Annotated in this window: 11 protein-coding genes; 5 read left to right on the top strand and 6 right to left on the bottom strand. The window is 33.2% G+C overall.

The features are described from left to right. Positions 1 to 172 precede the first annotated feature (172 nt). The 6 genes from BK054_RS05480 to BK054_RS05455 form a co-directional block, all read right to left on the bottom strand. Positions 173 to 2,452 (bottom strand): helix-turn-helix domain-containing protein, encoded by a 2,280-nt coding sequence (locus BK054_RS05480; RefSeq protein ID WP_071307033.1) that lies wholly within the window; start codon positions 2,450 to 2,452, stop codon positions 173 to 175. A 93-nt stretch (positions 2,453 to 2,545) separates the two neighbouring features. Continuing rightward, entirely contained in the window at positions 2,546 to 3,136 is a 591-nt protein-coding gene (locus tag BK054_RS05475; RefSeq protein WP_006266025.1) for an OmpH family outer membrane protein, read from the bottom strand. A 268-nt stretch (positions 3,137 to 3,404) separates the two neighbouring features. Continuing rightward, positions 3,405 to 4,253 carry a class I SAM-dependent methyltransferase gene (locus tag BK054_RS05470; protein WP_006266024.1) on the bottom strand — a complete coding sequence of 283 codons (849 nt, stop codon included), beginning with the start codon at positions 4,251 to 4,253 and terminating at the stop codon, positions 3,405 to 3,407. Between the two features lie 876 nt (positions 4,254 to 5,129). Then, entirely contained in the window at positions 5,130 to 7,007 is a 1,878-nt protein-coding gene (gene mnmG, locus BK054_RS05465; RefSeq protein ID WP_006266023.1) for a tRNA uridine-5-carboxymethylaminomethyl(34) synthesis enzyme MnmG, read from the bottom strand. Positions 7,008 to 7,049: 42 nt separating this feature from the next. Then, positions 7,050 to 7,469 (bottom strand): rRNA maturation RNase YbeY, encoded by a 420-nt coding sequence (gene ybeY, locus BK054_RS05460; protein ID WP_006266022.1) that lies wholly within the window; start codon positions 7,467 to 7,469, stop codon positions 7,050 to 7,052. Between the two features lie 2,748 nt (positions 7,470 to 10,217). Beyond that, a complete protein-coding gene (locus BK054_RS05455) occupies positions 10,218 to 11,468 on the bottom strand; it encodes an NAD(P)/FAD-dependent oxidoreductase (RefSeq protein ID WP_071307032.1) in 1,251 nt (416 codons plus the stop codon). A gap of 116 nt (positions 11,469 to 11,584) precedes the next feature. Between BK054_RS05455 and hutH the strand changes: the two genes are divergently transcribed. From hutH to BK054_RS05430, 5 genes are read left to right on the top strand one after another with little or no spacing between them, the layout of a single operon-like run. Beyond that, the gene (hutH, locus tag BK054_RS05450; protein ID WP_006257909.1) at positions 11,585 to 13,102 is read left to right on the top strand and encodes a histidine ammonia-lyase; all 1,518 of its coding nucleotides are present in this window, start codon (positions 11,585 to 11,587) and stop codon (positions 13,100 to 13,102) included. A gap of 9 nt (positions 13,103 to 13,111) precedes the next feature. Further along, entirely contained in the window at positions 13,112 to 14,221 is a 1,110-nt protein-coding gene (locus BK054_RS05445; RefSeq protein WP_006257910.1) for a WG repeat-containing protein, read from the top strand. Between the two features lie 14 nt (positions 14,222 to 14,235). Then, positions 14,236 to 14,967, top strand: coding sequence for a 3-oxoacyl-ACP reductase FabG (fabG, locus tag BK054_RS05440; protein ID WP_006257911.1), 732 nt, complete (start codon positions 14,236 to 14,238; stop codon positions 14,965 to 14,967). A gap of 3 nt (positions 14,968 to 14,970) precedes the next feature. Further along, positions 14,971 to 16,191 (top strand): beta-ketoacyl-[acyl-carrier-protein] synthase family protein, encoded by a 1,221-nt coding sequence (locus BK054_RS05435; RefSeq protein ID WP_006260483.1) that lies wholly within the window; start codon positions 14,971 to 14,973, stop codon positions 16,189 to 16,191. A gap of 8 nt (positions 16,192 to 16,199) precedes the next feature. Beyond that, positions 16,200 to 16,448 carry a phosphopantetheine-binding protein gene (locus BK054_RS05430; RefSeq protein ID WP_006257913.1) on the top strand — a complete coding sequence of 83 codons (249 nt, stop codon included), beginning with the start codon at positions 16,200 to 16,202 and terminating at the stop codon, positions 16,446 to 16,448. Positions 16,449 to 16,450 lie beyond the last annotated feature (2 nt).

Raw genomic sequence — 16,450 nt, 5'->3', positions numbered from 1 at the left:
TGCACTTTCTTGCAGATTCCTAGGACTTTCCTTGGAGAATCCTAGGCAAAACAGGTGTTTTGTCGAAGGAATGTGCTAGAATACTGCAAGCACTCCCCTAGCAAAGCAAAAGCAAATAAGCCCCACACTTGATTCATTCTCTAATGACAGTATGTTTACTTCAGTATATACCTTACTCCTCTTTCTGAGCCATTGCACGTTGATACAACTTTAATTCTTCCCATGAGAAGTCCTCTTCTGCATTCGCTTTAATCTCAGATAATGTCATTCCCTTACTCTTTTCAAATAAAGCGGTTAACTCCTCTATACGTTCTTTTGGCAATACTTCCTCTAAGGTAATATGCCCATCCATAATCAACTTACCGATATGAGAATAAATCGTAGTCGTAGTCAGTTTTCTAGTTAATGCAATATCTTCTATACTCATCTTCTCTTTCCACATCTCTAAGGTAATAACGAAGGTAGATTTTTTCTTCTCTTTCGACTTCGTCTTCGGACTAGAAGAATACACTTCTATATCTTCCTCCTCTTCTACTCCTAGTTTAGTACTTCTTATCAGATTAGCGATATTGACTAAATGGTTAATCTTATACTCGCTGATCTCTAGTGAGCGCAGATTCTCCTTACATATCTTCTTATCCTCTTCTATTAACTTCAACATAATAGAAGCCTTCTTCATCTGAATAACCGTCTTCAATAACGACTCTTCTAACGGTACTAATTCTTCATAGAACGCCTTTGATTTCTTCGCAGTTTTTACCTGTGCTATAGTGAACAATAACTCAAAAACCATATGATCTAAACGAGGGAAAAAGTAATCATACGCTTTAAGTACACGTTCTTTAGTAAACTCAAATCTGAAAGGTTCTTCTTCAAACAACGCTCTTAACTGATTGACAAATTTCTCTGAGTGAACAACCATTTCATCTAAGTGATTTGTCATACGCTGAGCCCAGCCCATAAATGCACTTTTCTTACTTCTCTCCGCCTCGGCATTATAACTATAAAGGTGCGTATGCCATTGTGTACTAAGGTTAAACCAAGAATAGGTCTGTATCAGATAGTTTCGAAGAAAGTTCTTTGTCTCTATCTTTAATTGCAGATTTAATTCTTCTGCACCAGCCTTATTCTCTGCATAGCTCATTACATCCTCATCATTGACTAAGCCGTTCATCTGTATAGGTGATAATAAAACTAATCCTTCTAACGAACGAAGTCTAGATAAGGCAACATAAGCCTGCCCAGGTAAAAACACCTTAGATACGTCTAAAACAGCTTTATCAAAGGTAAGCCCTTGACTCTTATGCACTGTAATAGCCCATGCTAGCTTAAGCGGATAATGACTAAAGGTACCTAAGACCTCTTCTACGATTTCCTTAGTATTAGGGTCAACCGTATATTTTATATTCTGCCACTCGTATCGTTCTACTTCAATGACTTCTTTATTTTCAAACTCTATGAATATCTCATGCTTAGTCAAGGTCTTCACCATTCCCATTTTACCGTTGTAGAATCGCTTCTCAGGAGAGATATCATTCTTAATAAAAATAACCTGAGCACCTTCTTTAAGCGTCATTTTAGCCTCGATAGGATATATCTTTTCAGGAAAATCTCCCACGACTTCAGGCATAAAACTAAACTCCTTCGTAAACAATCCTCTAAGTGCGTCTTCATTAATCTTGTCCGCCTTAGCATTATGTGTACTTAGAGTGATATAACCAGGATTATCTTTTATATTAAAGTTAGGGTTGGTATACTGATTTAAGAGTGCCAGATCCTCTCTAGATACACGATTATTGCGAAGATTATTAAGCAAGTTAATAAACACTTGATCTGACTGTCTATATACTTTCTCTAACTCGATATACAAGGGAGGATACTGTCTAACAACTTCTGAATGGAAGAAATATACCCCGTCATAATAGCGCTTCAACACATCCCATTCTTGGTTCTTGACTACGGGTGGCAACTGTAATAAATCTCCTATAAAAAGAACCTGTACTCCACCAAAAGGTTGTTGACTTTTACGCACAGTCTGTAACATAAAGTTCATCGCATCTAATACATCTGCACGCAACATACTAACCTCGTCTATAATCAACAAATCCATGTTTAAGAACAACGCTCTACGAGCATTACTCATCAGCATATGACGCCTTAGCGATACGCGATTTTCAAACTTGATTGTATCAGTAAAAATAGGAGGATTCTTAGTATCAGGAACAAAAGCAGCAAAAGGCAAATGAAAAAAAGAATGTATAGTCACTCCACCTGCGTTCAAAGCCGCTATCCCAGTAGGAGCTACTATTACTGCATTCTTATGTGTAGTATTAATAATTTCTTTTAACAAGGTAGTTTTACCAGTACCAGCCTTTCCTGTCAAAAAAAGAGATCTATTCGTCTCATTGATAAACTTTAAAACGTATTCTGCTTCTTCTGAAAAATTAGTCATTCCTTTTTTTTTACAAAATACGATAATAAAACTGTACTAAACGAAAAAAGCCCCTGTTAAAACAAGGGCTTTCTCTAAAGTAATTCAAAGATATTACTTTTTATCTTCTTTGCTTTCTGAAGGTTTTGTCTCCTCTAATTTAGCAGGTGTAGCGCTACCTTTATATTTAGCATTTAATTCTTTGATCATGATTTCAGTAACATCATTACCGTCTTTACTATAGATAACAGTAGATGCATCCTCAGTGTTGAATACATAGTCTAAGTTATTCTTTTTAGCATACTCAGCGATATGTTCTTTTACTTTCTTCACTACAGCTTCCATTTCTTCACCGCTCTCTTTTTGTAAAGCTTGCATTAAAGTTTGTTGTTTAAACTGTAATTCTTGCTCTTTTCTTTGAAGGTTAGCAGCAGTTTGCTCAGCCCATGCTTGTCCTTTTTGACGAGCATTAGCTTGGAAGTTTTGAACCTCTTGTTGGAACTTAGCAACTTCAGCTTCTAAGCTTTTTCCTTTTTCTTCAGATTGGATCTTATATTTTGATTCCATATCCTTCATCTCTTCATACTCCTTCATCAACTTAGCAGAATCTACATAAGCAGTTTTGAATTCAGTAGCAGGAGTTGCATTATTATTACATGAAAATAATAATCCAGCTATACCTAGCATTAAAATAGTTTTTTTCATTTTCGCTTTTTTAAACCAGTTGTAAATGTAATAAACTTTTTACAGTTAAATAAAAATAATTAAGATATAATAAAAATCTATCAATACACATTAACTATATAGATAAACTTAATACAGAACACCTTTTTTAAACCATCAAAATAACTATTATCTCAAAAAAGAAATACAAGGATATCACTACTAAGTAGAAACTCGCTTAAATCGCTTTAAAATAAGAAATGGTACTTCTAAACTACTAAAAAGGCATCTTATCCTGCTAAAAAGTAGCTTAGCTCTTTTTTAAGTAATAAATCAGTGAAGAGTACTCTAAATTTGCTCTTGCTTCAATATTTGATTTTAATCCAACACGAAAAGCTTTAAACCAATTCTTCTTTCCTGTTTTATATTGCTCCGATAAAAGTGAAACATAAAAGCTATCGAACAACATTGGATATGTTTCTACTAATTCAAATTGGTATGGATTAAAAAGTAACGGAATTGACTTCTGAGAAAAATGCCAAAGATGACGAGGTACATCATAAGCTGCCCAATAGTGACCATAATACTTAGCGTCGTAAGAATTATAATTAGGTACAGCAACGATCAGTGTTCCTTCTTTTTTTAATATACGTTGAAGCGTCTTTATCTGTTTATCTAAATCAGGTATATGTTCTAACACATGCCACATCGTAATAACATCTACAGAATGATCTTCTATATCATCTAGAGAATCCACTAAGGTGATTCCTTTATTTAAGCTTAATTGTCTCGCCCCATTATTTGGTTCAAAACCTAAAACAGACCAACCTCTATTTTTTCCTTCTAATAGAAACTCCCCTGTCCCACATCCTATGTCTAAAAGTACACCTTGATCACTTTTAATATCTTCAAGTATTTTGTACTTATTCTGTATAGCTTTTGATTTAATCGTCTGATATACTTTATCGAAGAAAGTCTTTTTACTATCTGTATGAGAAATGTATTCTGGGCTTTCATAATAACTATCTAATTTATCCAAATCAGGAACTGGTTCAGTTTTTAATAACTGAAACTTCTCATCTAAATAAAGTTCAAATTTCTCTTTAGAAACAGAATGATCTTCTACTTCTATATATTTAATAGTTGCATTAATTTCCATCAATGAAGTTTTAAAAGCCACACAAATATAAACAACATATATCGGGTATGATTCTAAAACCACAAAAAAATAATGACTTAGTTAAGGGGAATTTTAAAATAAAAAGAGAGAAAACCTAAGTCTAAAAATGTTACTTAAAGTTATTATTTAACGTCGAATAACAACCCTTAAAAAACAAAAAGTACTAAACTAAAATAGATAACCTAAACAATTACTCTAACTAAAAATATAAAGTAGATAACTAGAAAGCTTCGTTCCTTCCTTTCATTAAACTTCATTTTTCTTCTTTAAAATAGCCAATCATAATACCCCCATAAAGTACTAACTCATTACATAATATTATCCCCTATTCTCTAAATAAAAAATGATAGAAGACAACCCAGATAACTATACATAAATATAAACTCTTACGAATATTCTACTTTCTTTTATCTACTCAAATTAGTACTGTGTAGTAAAATTATATAATCACTATGAAAGTAAATAAGCATATAGATAAGAGTACTTTCTAATATAGTATTAAGGTATAAACTCATCCTCTCCTTTAAAAGAAAGTAAAAACTAAAGCATCAAATACTATCTACTCAATACCTCTTATAAAGTAAAAACTCAAGAGTATTAGACTATCCTTTACAATACAAAACACAATAACTATAGAGAGGATACCATATCCTTAACCGCTAATAATAACGCCAAAATAAGTACTCTGAACTTTACATATGATACACTATACATCTACCTACTCTGTACGCTTAGATATGTATCTATCCTACTACTTCTATATTATTCTATACAGCACCATCCATAAAAAAAGGCTGGTATGTTCCACGTGGAACATACCAGCCTTCTATATTTTTTCAAGCCTGCTAAACCTGCTTATCTACCCATATGGATTAACAAGATAGAGATATCTGTAGGCGTTACACCACTGATACGAGAAGCTTGAGATATCGTAATAGGCTTAATATTTTTAAGCTTCTCACGTGACTCAAACGATAGAGATACTATCTTATCATAATCGAAATTAGCAGGGATTCTTACATCCTCTAGCCTATTAAGTTTATCAGCATTGTTCTTTTCTTTCTCTATATACCCTGAGTATTTCACTTGGATTTCAGCTTGCTCTATGATCTCCTGATCTAGATCATGCTCGTCTATATAAGTTTTTACCTTTTCGAATTTAAGGATATCTTCTAACTCGATTTGTGGACGAGAGAATACCTTAAACATCTTATCAGGTTGACTCATTAGAGACGATCCTTTCTCTTCTAAAATAGGATTAGCCTCCTCTGTTTTCACACTTGTTTCTTTAAAGAATTGAACGAAGTTTTCTGCTTCAGTCTGCTTATGTTCCATTCTTCTCATACGTTCTTCAGACGCTAAGCCTAGTTCATAAGACTTCGGTGTTAATCTAAAATCAGCATTATCTTGACGTAATAAAGTACGGTATTCCGCACGAGATGTAAACATTCTATAAGGCTCTTCTGTCCCCTTCGTGATCAAATCATCTATCAATACACCTATATATGCTTCATCTCTTCTAAGGATTAATTCTCCTTCTTCTCTTACTTTTAAAGCAGCATTCATACCAGCCATTAGCCCTTGTGCAGCAGCCTCTTCATAACCTGTAGTACCATTGATTTGCCCAGCGAAATATAGTCCTTCTACAAGCTTAGTTTCAAGCGTATGCTTTAACTGCGTAGGTGGAAAATAATCGTACTCGATAGCATACCCAGGTCTAAATATCTTAGCATTCTCAAACCCAGCTACCGAACGAAGAGCCTTAAACTGTACGTCTTCTGGTAGTGAAGTAGAGAATCCATTTACATAGATCTCACAAGTATTCCACCCCTCAGGTTCTACGAATATTTGGTGTCTATCTTTATCTGCAAAGCGGTTAATCTTATCTTCAATTGATGGACAATAACGTGGTCCTATACTCTTAATTCTACCTGTAAACATCGGAGAACGATCAAATCCTTCTCTTAATAAATCGTGTACTTCAGGAGAAGTATACGTCATAAAACAGTCTCTTTGTAGAACTAATGGTTGTGTCACATCTAGGTAAGAAAACTTAGAAGGGTTAATATCTCCTCCCTGTACTTCCATCTTACTATAGTCTAATGATCGACCATCTACTCTAGGAGGTGTACCTGTTTTCATTCTTCCAGAAGTAAAACCAGCTTTCACTAGGTCTTCTGTTATTCCATAAGCAGCACCCTCTCCAGCTCTACCACCTCCGAACTGTTTTTCTCCGATGTGGATAAGCCCATTTAAGAAGGTACCATTAGTTAAGATAACTGTCTTAGCCTTTATTTCTAACCCAAGATTAGTTACTACACCTTCGATCTTATGATTCTTAATAATCAAAGATTTCACCATATCTTGATAAAAATCAAGGTTAGGTGTCCCCTCTAACATAAGCCTCCAAGTCTCAGAGAAACGCATACGGTCAGACTGTACTCGAGGAGACCACATAGCAGGTCCCTTAGACTTATTAAGCATCTTAAACTGGATCGCAGTCTTATCAGATACAATACCAGAGTACCCCCCTAATGCATCTATCTCTCTTACGATTTGCCCTTTTGCGATACCTCCCATTGCAGGATTACAAGACATCTGAGCGATGTTCTGCAAACTCATTGTAATCAATAAAGTTTTAGAACCCATATTTGCAGCAGCAGCAGCAGCCTCTGAACCAGCGTGCCCACCACCTACTACTATTACATCATATTTATCAGCGAATATACTCATTGTTCCACGTGAAACATTTAAATTAAAATACTTGAAAAAACACTATTGTTCCACGTGGAACATAGCCATTTTCTCTTCTTCTTTACTACGCATTAAGCGTTCATCCTCAGGAGATTTATCCTTATAACCACAATAATGTAAGACACCATGAGACATAACTCTTAGTAACTCAACGTCAAAATCAACATTAAAGTCCTTAGCATTATCACGTACTCTCTCTATAGATAAAAAGATGTCACCTGAGACAATCTTTCCTTCACAATAATCAAAACTGATAATATCAGTCAAAGTATCATGATCTAAATACTTAACATTAATCTCATGTAAGTAAGCATCGTCACAAAATATATAACTGATATCCCCAGGGATCAATCCTTCTGAAGTCACTATCTCTTCAATCCAATCTTCGTATTTAGTCTCATCAACTAATTGAAAATCAGTCTCATAGTTAAAAAATATCATACTTTTTCTCTATTAAAAAATAATTGTTGCAAAGGTACACGGAAAAATAAAAAATAGACTTAAAAAGCCCTTAAAATATCAAATTTACAAACTAAAAACACAGATACTTAATCCTTTAGGCTTTAATGCCTAAAAATAGACTTAAAAAGCCTTCTCCATTCTAAAACAACCCGCTTAGCTTTTGATATTTAATACGAACACTTGATTAAAATAATATATTGAAATTATAAAGCGTTATTTTCTTGTAAAAAAAGACTTGTATAAAATATACAGCCTTGTAAAGTTCCAAAGTTACGCAAATAGAAAACGAAACTCCTACTTAGATCGATAACAATTAGAAAAAAAACTCGTGATACAAAAACAACACACTACCACTACTCTATTTTTTTTCACGTGAAACAAAAAACAAAATATGACAATCTCAACGCTTCATTTTTTTTATCCAATATCAAAATAAAAAATAAGAACGATGAGGAAACTAAAATAATAAAAAAGCTCAAAATCTCTCCTTTCCATATTTCCCATAAAACGTACCAATGGTTAGAAAAAAAAATATACGCGATTCTCAGCGCGTTGAAAAAATGTACCAAAAACAACGAAATTTAATTCTCTAAAAAAATATACTCCCCACAAACTCATATTTTGAAGAAAAATAATCTCAAGCTCAAATATCAAAATCTAGAAGCATTTTTATTAACTAGCAAAAACTAAAAAATACTACTTGACAAATTTTTCTCAACCAATGAGAAAAAATGAATAAAGTCTAAAATCAATCCAATGAAAAAAGAAAAATATAAAAACCTTCAAAAATGTTCCACGAGGAACAATTAGCATTTCATCAATAAAGACTCAAGGAGAAAAAAACACAAAATCAAAAAAGACTAAGATTTTCTCTTTTAAAGAAAAATATAAATATCACCTGGATCAATAAATCGGATTACATCTTCAGAGATTTTGATCAATATGAAAACAACCAACCTCAGAAAATATGATCCTGCTAATAAAAAATAGAGCTATAAAATTCTAAAATAATCCCCTTAATCTAACCTAAAAATCACAGCTAAAAAGCAGACAAAAAACAGTCTTAAAAACTACACAAAAAACACTACTAGATCAAAGTCAAATTTTACTAAAAACAACCTCTTATAATTTAGATATTTTACCCTACTTCCACAGTCAGAAAATATACGCAAAATACAAGGCGATGTTTCGGAATGTTCCTCGTGGAACATTTCTTCTTTTCAAAAAAATCAACCCTCTATATTTTTCATATATAGACCTACTACCCTATCTAAAAATTATAAGCAAACCTCAGAGGCTCCGAAAATTTTAACCGACATCCTTCTAAAGTCTCCTTTAAAAAACAACGCCTTATAATTTCAATATTTCACACTCAACAATACATAATACCAAATATGAAAAACAAAAACACTTATCAACGTTATTAACAACTATAATAAATATAAATAGATTTTTTAAAATTTTAAAATAAACTAATAGTATAGTATTGTCTGTTAATATGTACAATAACTTTTCTCTATAAATTCTATAAAATCAATTATTAATACTTATCAACAGGTTGTTAATTCACAAATCATTTAAAATAAATAGTTTAGACTGGTTATTAACAAGAGACTTTTTCGTTATCAACAGTTATTTTTAGATAAATGAGGGTGTGTAAAACTGTTCACAACCTATACTTTTGATCTTAATATCCACACAATATGTTTTAGAAAATAAATTTGCAAATATGTGTGCATGAGCTGTATTGTAATTTTTTTGAAATAAACAAAAAATACTTTTTTCAAACTTTTTACAGTTATCAACACAAATTGTTAGTTCTTACTTTGTTTAATATCAGTGTTATACTGTTTCTTATTAACAATGGGGTGTATGAAGATAAATCGCTGTATTATAATACATTAGGAAATATAGTAAACTTAGTTACTATCTGAGTTTTAGCACCTTTTATCCCCCTAATTGAGGTTGTAAACAGAGTTTCGATTGTATTTTTGAGTTCAAAATTAAGTGTCCCGAGGTTATTATTTGGGTTAGTTGGTTAGTGGAATTTGGGGTAAGATTGGAGAGATTACGTGCCCATTTTTGAGGTAGAGAGAGGAGTTTTTTTAGCCATGATGGGGGGTAGAATGAAGTGTCTTTTTAAGATTTTTGTATTGTTTTTACCTCTTATTTCTTTATCGAATAAATGATTTTTTTATTGAAATATGCTCTCTATTTTGAGTTTTAAGCAAGCTTTTTTAGCTGTATTTTTTGCTCTTTTTTTAGAGATTTTGGTACTCTATTTTGATCTAGTTTTTGATGTGTTTTTTGAGAGTAAAAAACGCGTTTTTTTGACCTTAAAATAAGGTGTTATTTTGCCTATTTTGGATTAAGAATATTGCTGATATTTTAACTTCTAATAAATCATAATGTAGTGTATTTAGTTAGTAGATTGTTCGGGTAGAGATTTAGTACGGTTCGGTAAAACACCTCCTATCCCAAGTAAATACTAGGTATTACCGAACACTATCCGAACAAAATAAAAAAGATAATGTGTATATTATTATGTTTTAGTTAGTTATAACTATTTATATACTTCATTTAGAGTCATTTTGACCAATTAGCGCTATTCACTCCATTAGAGGTCATTTTGATCAAATGTGATTATAATAATGATTCTAGTGTATCTATATATAGGCACAAAAAAATAGCCACTCTGTACGGAGTGGCTATTTTTTATCTATTATTTTAAACGTTTTTGCTTTCCTTTTCCATTTTGATAAGGTGTGCCATATTGCGTATTACACTGTTGTGTTTCTTAACGAAAGGGTTTTGATCGTCCCATACGTACCCTGCTAGTACAGAGCATATCTTCCTTTTTACATCTGGATTTTCGGGTTGGTGGAAGAATAGTTCTTGTAGATTACCCGTATACCATTCTTGAATATAAGTTGTGAATACATCTATACCTTTATTCATGTGGTCGCTATATTCAGCTTGCCAATCTACTTTTTCTCCTTTGATTTGTCTTATAGCTAATTTGGCTGCTAACATACCAGATTCTGTTGCAAAACACACTCCTGAAGAGAATACAGGATCTAAGAATTCTGTACTATTACCAGTCAATACATAGCCATCATCAAACATTTTTTGTACACTGATAGAATAGTTGGCTAATTTAATTGGATCGAATTCGAATGGTAAATCACCAAAGCGTTTTATATAGAAATCAGATAATGTGATTGCTTTTTCTAGTGCTTCTTTAGTCGAATTGTTATTCGATAATGATTCTATGAAGTCTGTAGGGCCTACGATACCTACACTAGTATTACCATTTGAGAATGGAATTACCCATAGCCACACTTTTGTTTCTAGAATGTCAAAAGAGATTTGTGTACCCTCTACTCCTTCCGGTCTCCTCACATCTCTGATATGGCTAAATATAGCAGAATGTGGGCTCAGTTTCGAAGCCGCATCTAACTTGAGTAAACGTGGTAATACACGACCATAACCACTAGCATCAATTAAGAATTTGGCATTTATTTGTTTTTCTTGTTTGTTTTTGTCAATCACTGTAGTGATAGAGTCTGTGCCTTTAAATTCTATATGGGTTACTTCAGATTCGAATTCAAGATCAACCCCTTTTTTAATCATTTCGTTAGCAATAGCCAAGTCAAAATCAGCACGAGGGATTTGCCAAGTCCAATCCCATCCTTCTGAAAACTTATCGCTAAAGTCAAAAATACAAATCTCCTTACCACGTATAAAACGAGCACCAGGTTTCTTTTGGAACCCCATACTGTCTAGAGAAGGGAATAGATCTGCTTCTGCGAAGTGATCCATCACTCTGGGGATAAGGCTCTCTCCTACAACTATTCGAGGAAACTTAGTTTTCTCTACTACTTTCACACTAATACCCATCTTGTGAAGGTAACTTGCAGCTACACTACCAGATGGTCCAGCACCGATAACTAGAACATCTACATTTTCAATTAACATTTTATATTGTTATTTTGTTAATAGTATTAAATTTGCCTTAAAATTATGACTATCAAAGTTATTGACAATATTCAATTCTTGAAAGCATTTAATTAAAAAATATTAATAGACTTATAATGAATATCTTAAAAGACTTCTTAACCTTAGAAAATTTTATAACTATACTAAATGATAAAAATGAAATAGTTTTATCTAAAGAGTTAGTAACACGTGTAGAGAATAGTTTCTCGTTTTTACTTGATTATTCAAAGAATAAAGTAATCTATGGCGTGAATACTGGTTTTGGCCCTATGGCTCAATATAGAATACAAGAGGAGGAATGTATTCAACTACAGTATAATTTAATAAGAAGTCATGCTTCAGGTATCGGAACACCATTATCAGTAGCACAAGTTAGAGCAGCTATATTGGCTCGTTTGAATACCTTGTCATTAGGGTATTCAGGAGTTAACCTTACTGTTATTACCTTGATGAAGGAGTTATTAGATCGTCATATTACACCATTGATTTTTGCTCACGGTAGCGTAGGTGCTAGTGGAGATTTGGTACAGTTGGCGCATTTAGCATTAGTATTAATTGGAGAAGGGGAAGTATTCTATAAAGGAGAGAGAAGAGATACAAAAGAAGTCTTTGAACTAGAAGGACTACAACCAATAGAGATACGCATTAGAGAAGGGATATCACTTATGAATGGTACTTCTGTTATGACTGGTATAGGTATTCTGAATTGGCAAAATGCAAATAGGTTATTAGATTGGTCTATTAAGATGTCTTGCGCTATTAATGAGCTTGTAAGTGCGTATGATGACCACTATTCTGTAGAACTTAACCAAGCTAAAAAGCACAAAGGTCAACAGTATATCGCAAAGGCAATGCGAGATACATTAGTGAGTAGTAAAATGGCGCGAAAAAGAGCCGAACATTTATATACTGGAGAGAATCAAGAAAGTATCTTCAAGGATAAAGTACAAGAGTACTACTCTATCCGATGTGTACCACAGATATTAGGTCCTGTGTATGATACCATACAAGAGGTAAAAAAAGTATTAGAGAACGAGATAAACTCTGCTAATGATAATCCTATCGTAGATATGGAGACTAAACAAGTATATCACGGAGGAAACTTCCACGGAGATTATGTCTCATTAGAGATGGATAAACTAAAGTTAGTGATGACGAGATTGACAATGTTATCAGAGAGACAACTTAACTATCTTCTGAATGCTAAGATTAATGAGCTGTTACCACCATTCGTAAACCTGGGTAAACTCGGGTTTAACTTCGGGATGCAGGGAGTACAGTTTACTGCTACTTCTACTACAGCAGAGTGTCAGACATTATCTACTTCTATGTATGTACACAGTATTCCTAATAATAATGATAATCAGGATATCGTAAGTATGGGGACTAATGCGGCAGTATTATGTGATAAGGTGATAGAAAATAGCTTCGAAGTATTATCTATTCAAATGATTACTTTGGCTCAAGCAATAGATGCCTTGAATTGTAAAGATAACTTATCTTTACCAACACAAGAGTGGTATAAAGAAGTACGTAACATCATCCCAACATTTGCTGAGGATGTAGTAATGTATCCATATCTACAAAAAGTGAAAGATTATTTAAAACAATAATATCTGTCTATGAATAGGTTTATTTTGACATGCTGTATATCACTACTTACTATATGTAGTTTTAGTCAAGGATTAGCCTTGTTTAAGGAGAAGGGGAAGATAGGTTTTCTTAATGAAAAGGGAGTACATGTTATCCCACCAAGGTTTAAAGAAGCTAGAAGCTTTAATGAAGGACTTGCTGCTGTTTTTGAAAAAAATAAATGGGGGTTTATTAATGAAAAAGGGGAATGGGTTATATCGCCTTCTTATGATAAGGTAAAAGACTTTAATTATGGAATAGCGATGGTGTTGAATGACAAAGATTGGTTTTATATCGATAAGAAGAATCAACCATTTAAAACGTTAGGAAAGACTTATAACTTTAAAGGTGGAGTAGCGTTTTATAAACCAGGAGAAAAAGTAGGGTTAATTAATCAGGAAGGAGTAGTCATAGTACCGCCTACTTATGAGAAAATAATGTATTTAAATGATGAATATTTTAAAGCATTATCTCAAGGTAAATGGGGTATAATCGATGCAAAAGGTAATATTATAGTATCGTGTATGTATGATGCTGTTGGTGAATATCACAATGGGATAACTTGGGTAAAAGAAAATGAGATATTTTATTTGTGGAACAATGAACAGAAGATAGAATTACCTGAAGTAACTAAGATTATTTCGATAGAGAATATGGATTATATCATTGCTAAAAAAGAAAAGTTAGTAGGTATGATAAATAGTCTCGGACATGAGGTTATCCCATTTATGTATGAAAACATGGGGGAATTATCTGAAGGATTAATCTCTGCTAGAGTAAATGGTGAATGGGGCTATGTTAATACTAAAAATGAGGTAGTAATACCATTTAAGTATGATTATGTATTAGCTTTTGGAACAGAAGGATTAGCTGCTGCTCGCTACAATAAAAAGTGGGGCTTTATAGATAAAGAGGGTAAAGAGTTAATCCCTTTTAAATATGAGATAAATGCTAGAAACTATGTTTATCGAAAGAGAGGTAGTGGATTTATTAATGGACTAGCTCGTGTAAAATATAAGGGTAAATGGGGCTATATCAATACCCAAGGAGAGTTGTTAGGCAATAAATGGTATGACAACTTAGAATTATTTAGTAAATAAAAGTTATTAAAAGTATGAAAACTGCTATAGTTACAGGTGGATCAAGAGGAATAGGTAGAGCAATATGTTTGCGTCTAGCAGCAGATAAAAAGTATCATATATTAATTAATTATCAGTCTAATGAAGAAAAGGCATTAGAGACCTTAGCTGAAGTAAATAAATTAGGATCAACAGGAGAGATTATTAAGTTTGATGTTAGTAATCATGAGAATGTAGTTAGTGTATTAACACAATGGGTAGAGGCTAATCCTGCAGCTGTAATAGAAGTTATTGTTAATAATGCGGGGATTACTAGTGATGGTCTATTTATGTGGATGCCTTTAGAAGATTGGAATAAAGTACTGCAAACAAGTTTAAATGGATTCTATAATGTAACGCAATTCTTTATGCAAAAGATGTTGCGCAATAGATATGGCCGTGTAATTAATATTGTATCTGTATCAGGTGTAAAAGGTACAGCAGGACAGACAAACTACTCTGCTGCTAAGGCTGGTGTGATAGGAGCTACTAAAGCATTAGCACAAGAGGTAGCAAAGAGAAATATAACTGTAAATGCTGTGGCACCTGGGTTTATAGAGTCTGATATGACTGCTGAATTAGATCAAAAGGAATTAGTGAAGATGATTCCTGCTAATCGCTTCGGAAAAGCAGAGGAAGTAGCTGATTTAGTAGGTTTTTTAGCTTCTGATAAGGCAGGTTATATCACAGGAGAAGTGATTAATATTAATGGAGGTATATATTCTTAGTATATGGATAATAGAGTAGTAATTACAGGTATGGGAATTTACTCTTGTCTAGGATTAAACTTAGATGAAGTAAAGCAATCATTGTATACAGGTAAGTCAGGTATTATTTATGATCAGGAGCGTCATGATAAGGGATTTAGATCTGCCTATACAGGTATGGTGCCTCGTCCAGATCTTAAGAATGAATTGAGTAGGAGACAGCGTATTTCTATTGGAGAAGAGACAGAGTATGCTTATGTAGCTACAGTGGAAGCACTGAAGAATGCAGGTATTACAGATGCGTATTTAGAGCAGAATGAGGTAGGTATTCTTTATGGAAATGACAGTGTATCTAGGGCTGTTATAGAAGCAACAGATATTTTTAGAGAGAAGAAAGATACTGCCTTAATAGGTTCTGGCGCTATATTCAAATCTATGAATTCTACAGTGACAATGAATCTATCAACTATCTTTAAACTAAAAGGTATTAACATGACCATTAGTGCAGCATGTGCTAGTGGATCACATGCTATTGGTTTAGGATACTTAATGATCAAAGGAGGGCTACAAGACATCGTTATATGTGGAGGTGCACAGGAGATTAACCCTTATGCTATGGCTAGTTTTGATGGATTAGGAGTGTTTGCAGAAGAAGGAGTAGCACCAGATAAGGCTTCTAGACCATTTGATAGTAGTCGTAATGGTTTGGTACCTAGTGGTGGTGGTGCGACAGTAATTTTAGAAAGTTATGAATCAGCTATGAAGCGAGGAGCTACTATTCTAGGAGAGGTTATGGGATATAGCTTTTCTTCTAATGGAGGTCATATTTCTACACCTAACGTAGAAGGACCAGCTACAGCTATGCATAGAGCTATAGTACAATCAGGAGTTGCTATAGATGAAATAGGATATGTGAATGCACATGCTACTTCTACTCCACTAGGAGATGCTAATGAGGCTAAAGCAATCCATGAAGTATTTAAAGGATATTCTCCTGCTGTGAGTTCTACAAAGTCTCTTACAGGACATGAATGTTGGATGGCAGGTGCTTCAGAAATTGTGTATTCTACGTTAATGATGAATAACGATTTTATTGCTCCTAACCTGAATTTTAAAAATCCAGATGAAGACTCGAGTAGATTAAATATAATTAACCAAACTTTAGATAAAAAATTTGATATATATTTGTCTAATTCTTTTGGATTTGGTGGAACAAATTCAGCATTAGTAGTTAAAAAAATATAAAGTAAGAAATGAATCACGAAGAGATTTTAGAAAAGATTAATCAAATTTTAATAGAAGAATTTGAAGTAGATGAGGATGTTATTGCAAATGATAATAACTTGAAAGAAAGTCTTGATTTAGATAGTTTAGATTACGTAGACTTAGTTGTGTTAATAGAGTCAAATTTTGGGGTAAAGTTAGTAGAAGCTGATTTTGCAAATATTGTAACATTTCAAGATTTTTATACACTTATAGAAACAAAAGTTGCAGCTAAGTAATT

The sequence above is a fragment of the Myroides sp. ZB35 genome, assembly GCF_001865835.1.
GTDB lineage: Bacteria > Bacteroidota > Bacteroidia > Flavobacteriales > Flavobacteriaceae > Flavobacterium > Flavobacterium odoratimimum.
This window is presented reverse-complemented; position numbering and strand designations above follow the sequence as displayed.

Bases quoted from the DNA above. Each gene is read 5' to 3' on its own strand.
- BK054_RS05475 (WP_006266025.1), bottom strand. From the start codon at position 3,136: ATGAAAAAAACTATTTTAATGCTAGGTATAGCTGGATTATTATTTTCA.
- BK054_RS05480 (WP_071307033.1), bottom strand. From the start codon at position 2,452: ATGACTAATTTTTCAGAAGAAGCAGAATACGTTTTAAAGTTTATCAAT.
- fabG (WP_006257911.1), top strand. From the start codon at position 14,236: ATGAAAACTGCTATAGTTACAGGTGGATCAAGAGGAATAGGTAGAGCA.
- BK054_RS05430 (WP_006257913.1), top strand. From the start codon at position 16,200: ATGAATCACGAAGAGATTTTAGAAAAGATTAATCAAATTTTAATAGAA.
- mnmG (WP_006266023.1), bottom strand. From the start codon at position 7,007: ATGAGTATATTCGCTGATAAATATGATGTAATAGTAGTAGGTGGTGGG.
- BK054_RS05470 (WP_006266024.1), bottom strand. From the start codon at position 4,253: ATGGAAATTAATGCAACTATTAAATATATAGAAGTAGAAGATCATTCT.
- BK054_RS05445 (WP_006257910.1), top strand. From the start codon at position 13,112: ATGAATAGGTTTATTTTGACATGCTGTATATCACTACTTACTATATGT.
- hutH (WP_006257909.1), top strand. From the start codon at position 11,585: ATGAATATCTTAAAAGACTTCTTAACCTTAGAAAATTTTATAACTATA.
- BK054_RS05455 (WP_071307032.1), bottom strand. From the start codon at position 11,468: ATGTTAATTGAAAATGTAGATGTTCTAGTTATCGGTGCTGGACCATCT.
- BK054_RS05435 (WP_006260483.1), top strand. From the start codon at position 14,971: ATGGATAATAGAGTAGTAATTACAGGTATGGGAATTTACTCTTGTCTA.
- ybeY (WP_006266022.1), bottom strand. From the start codon at position 7,469: ATGATATTTTTTAACTATGAGACTGATTTTCAATTAGTTGATGAGACT.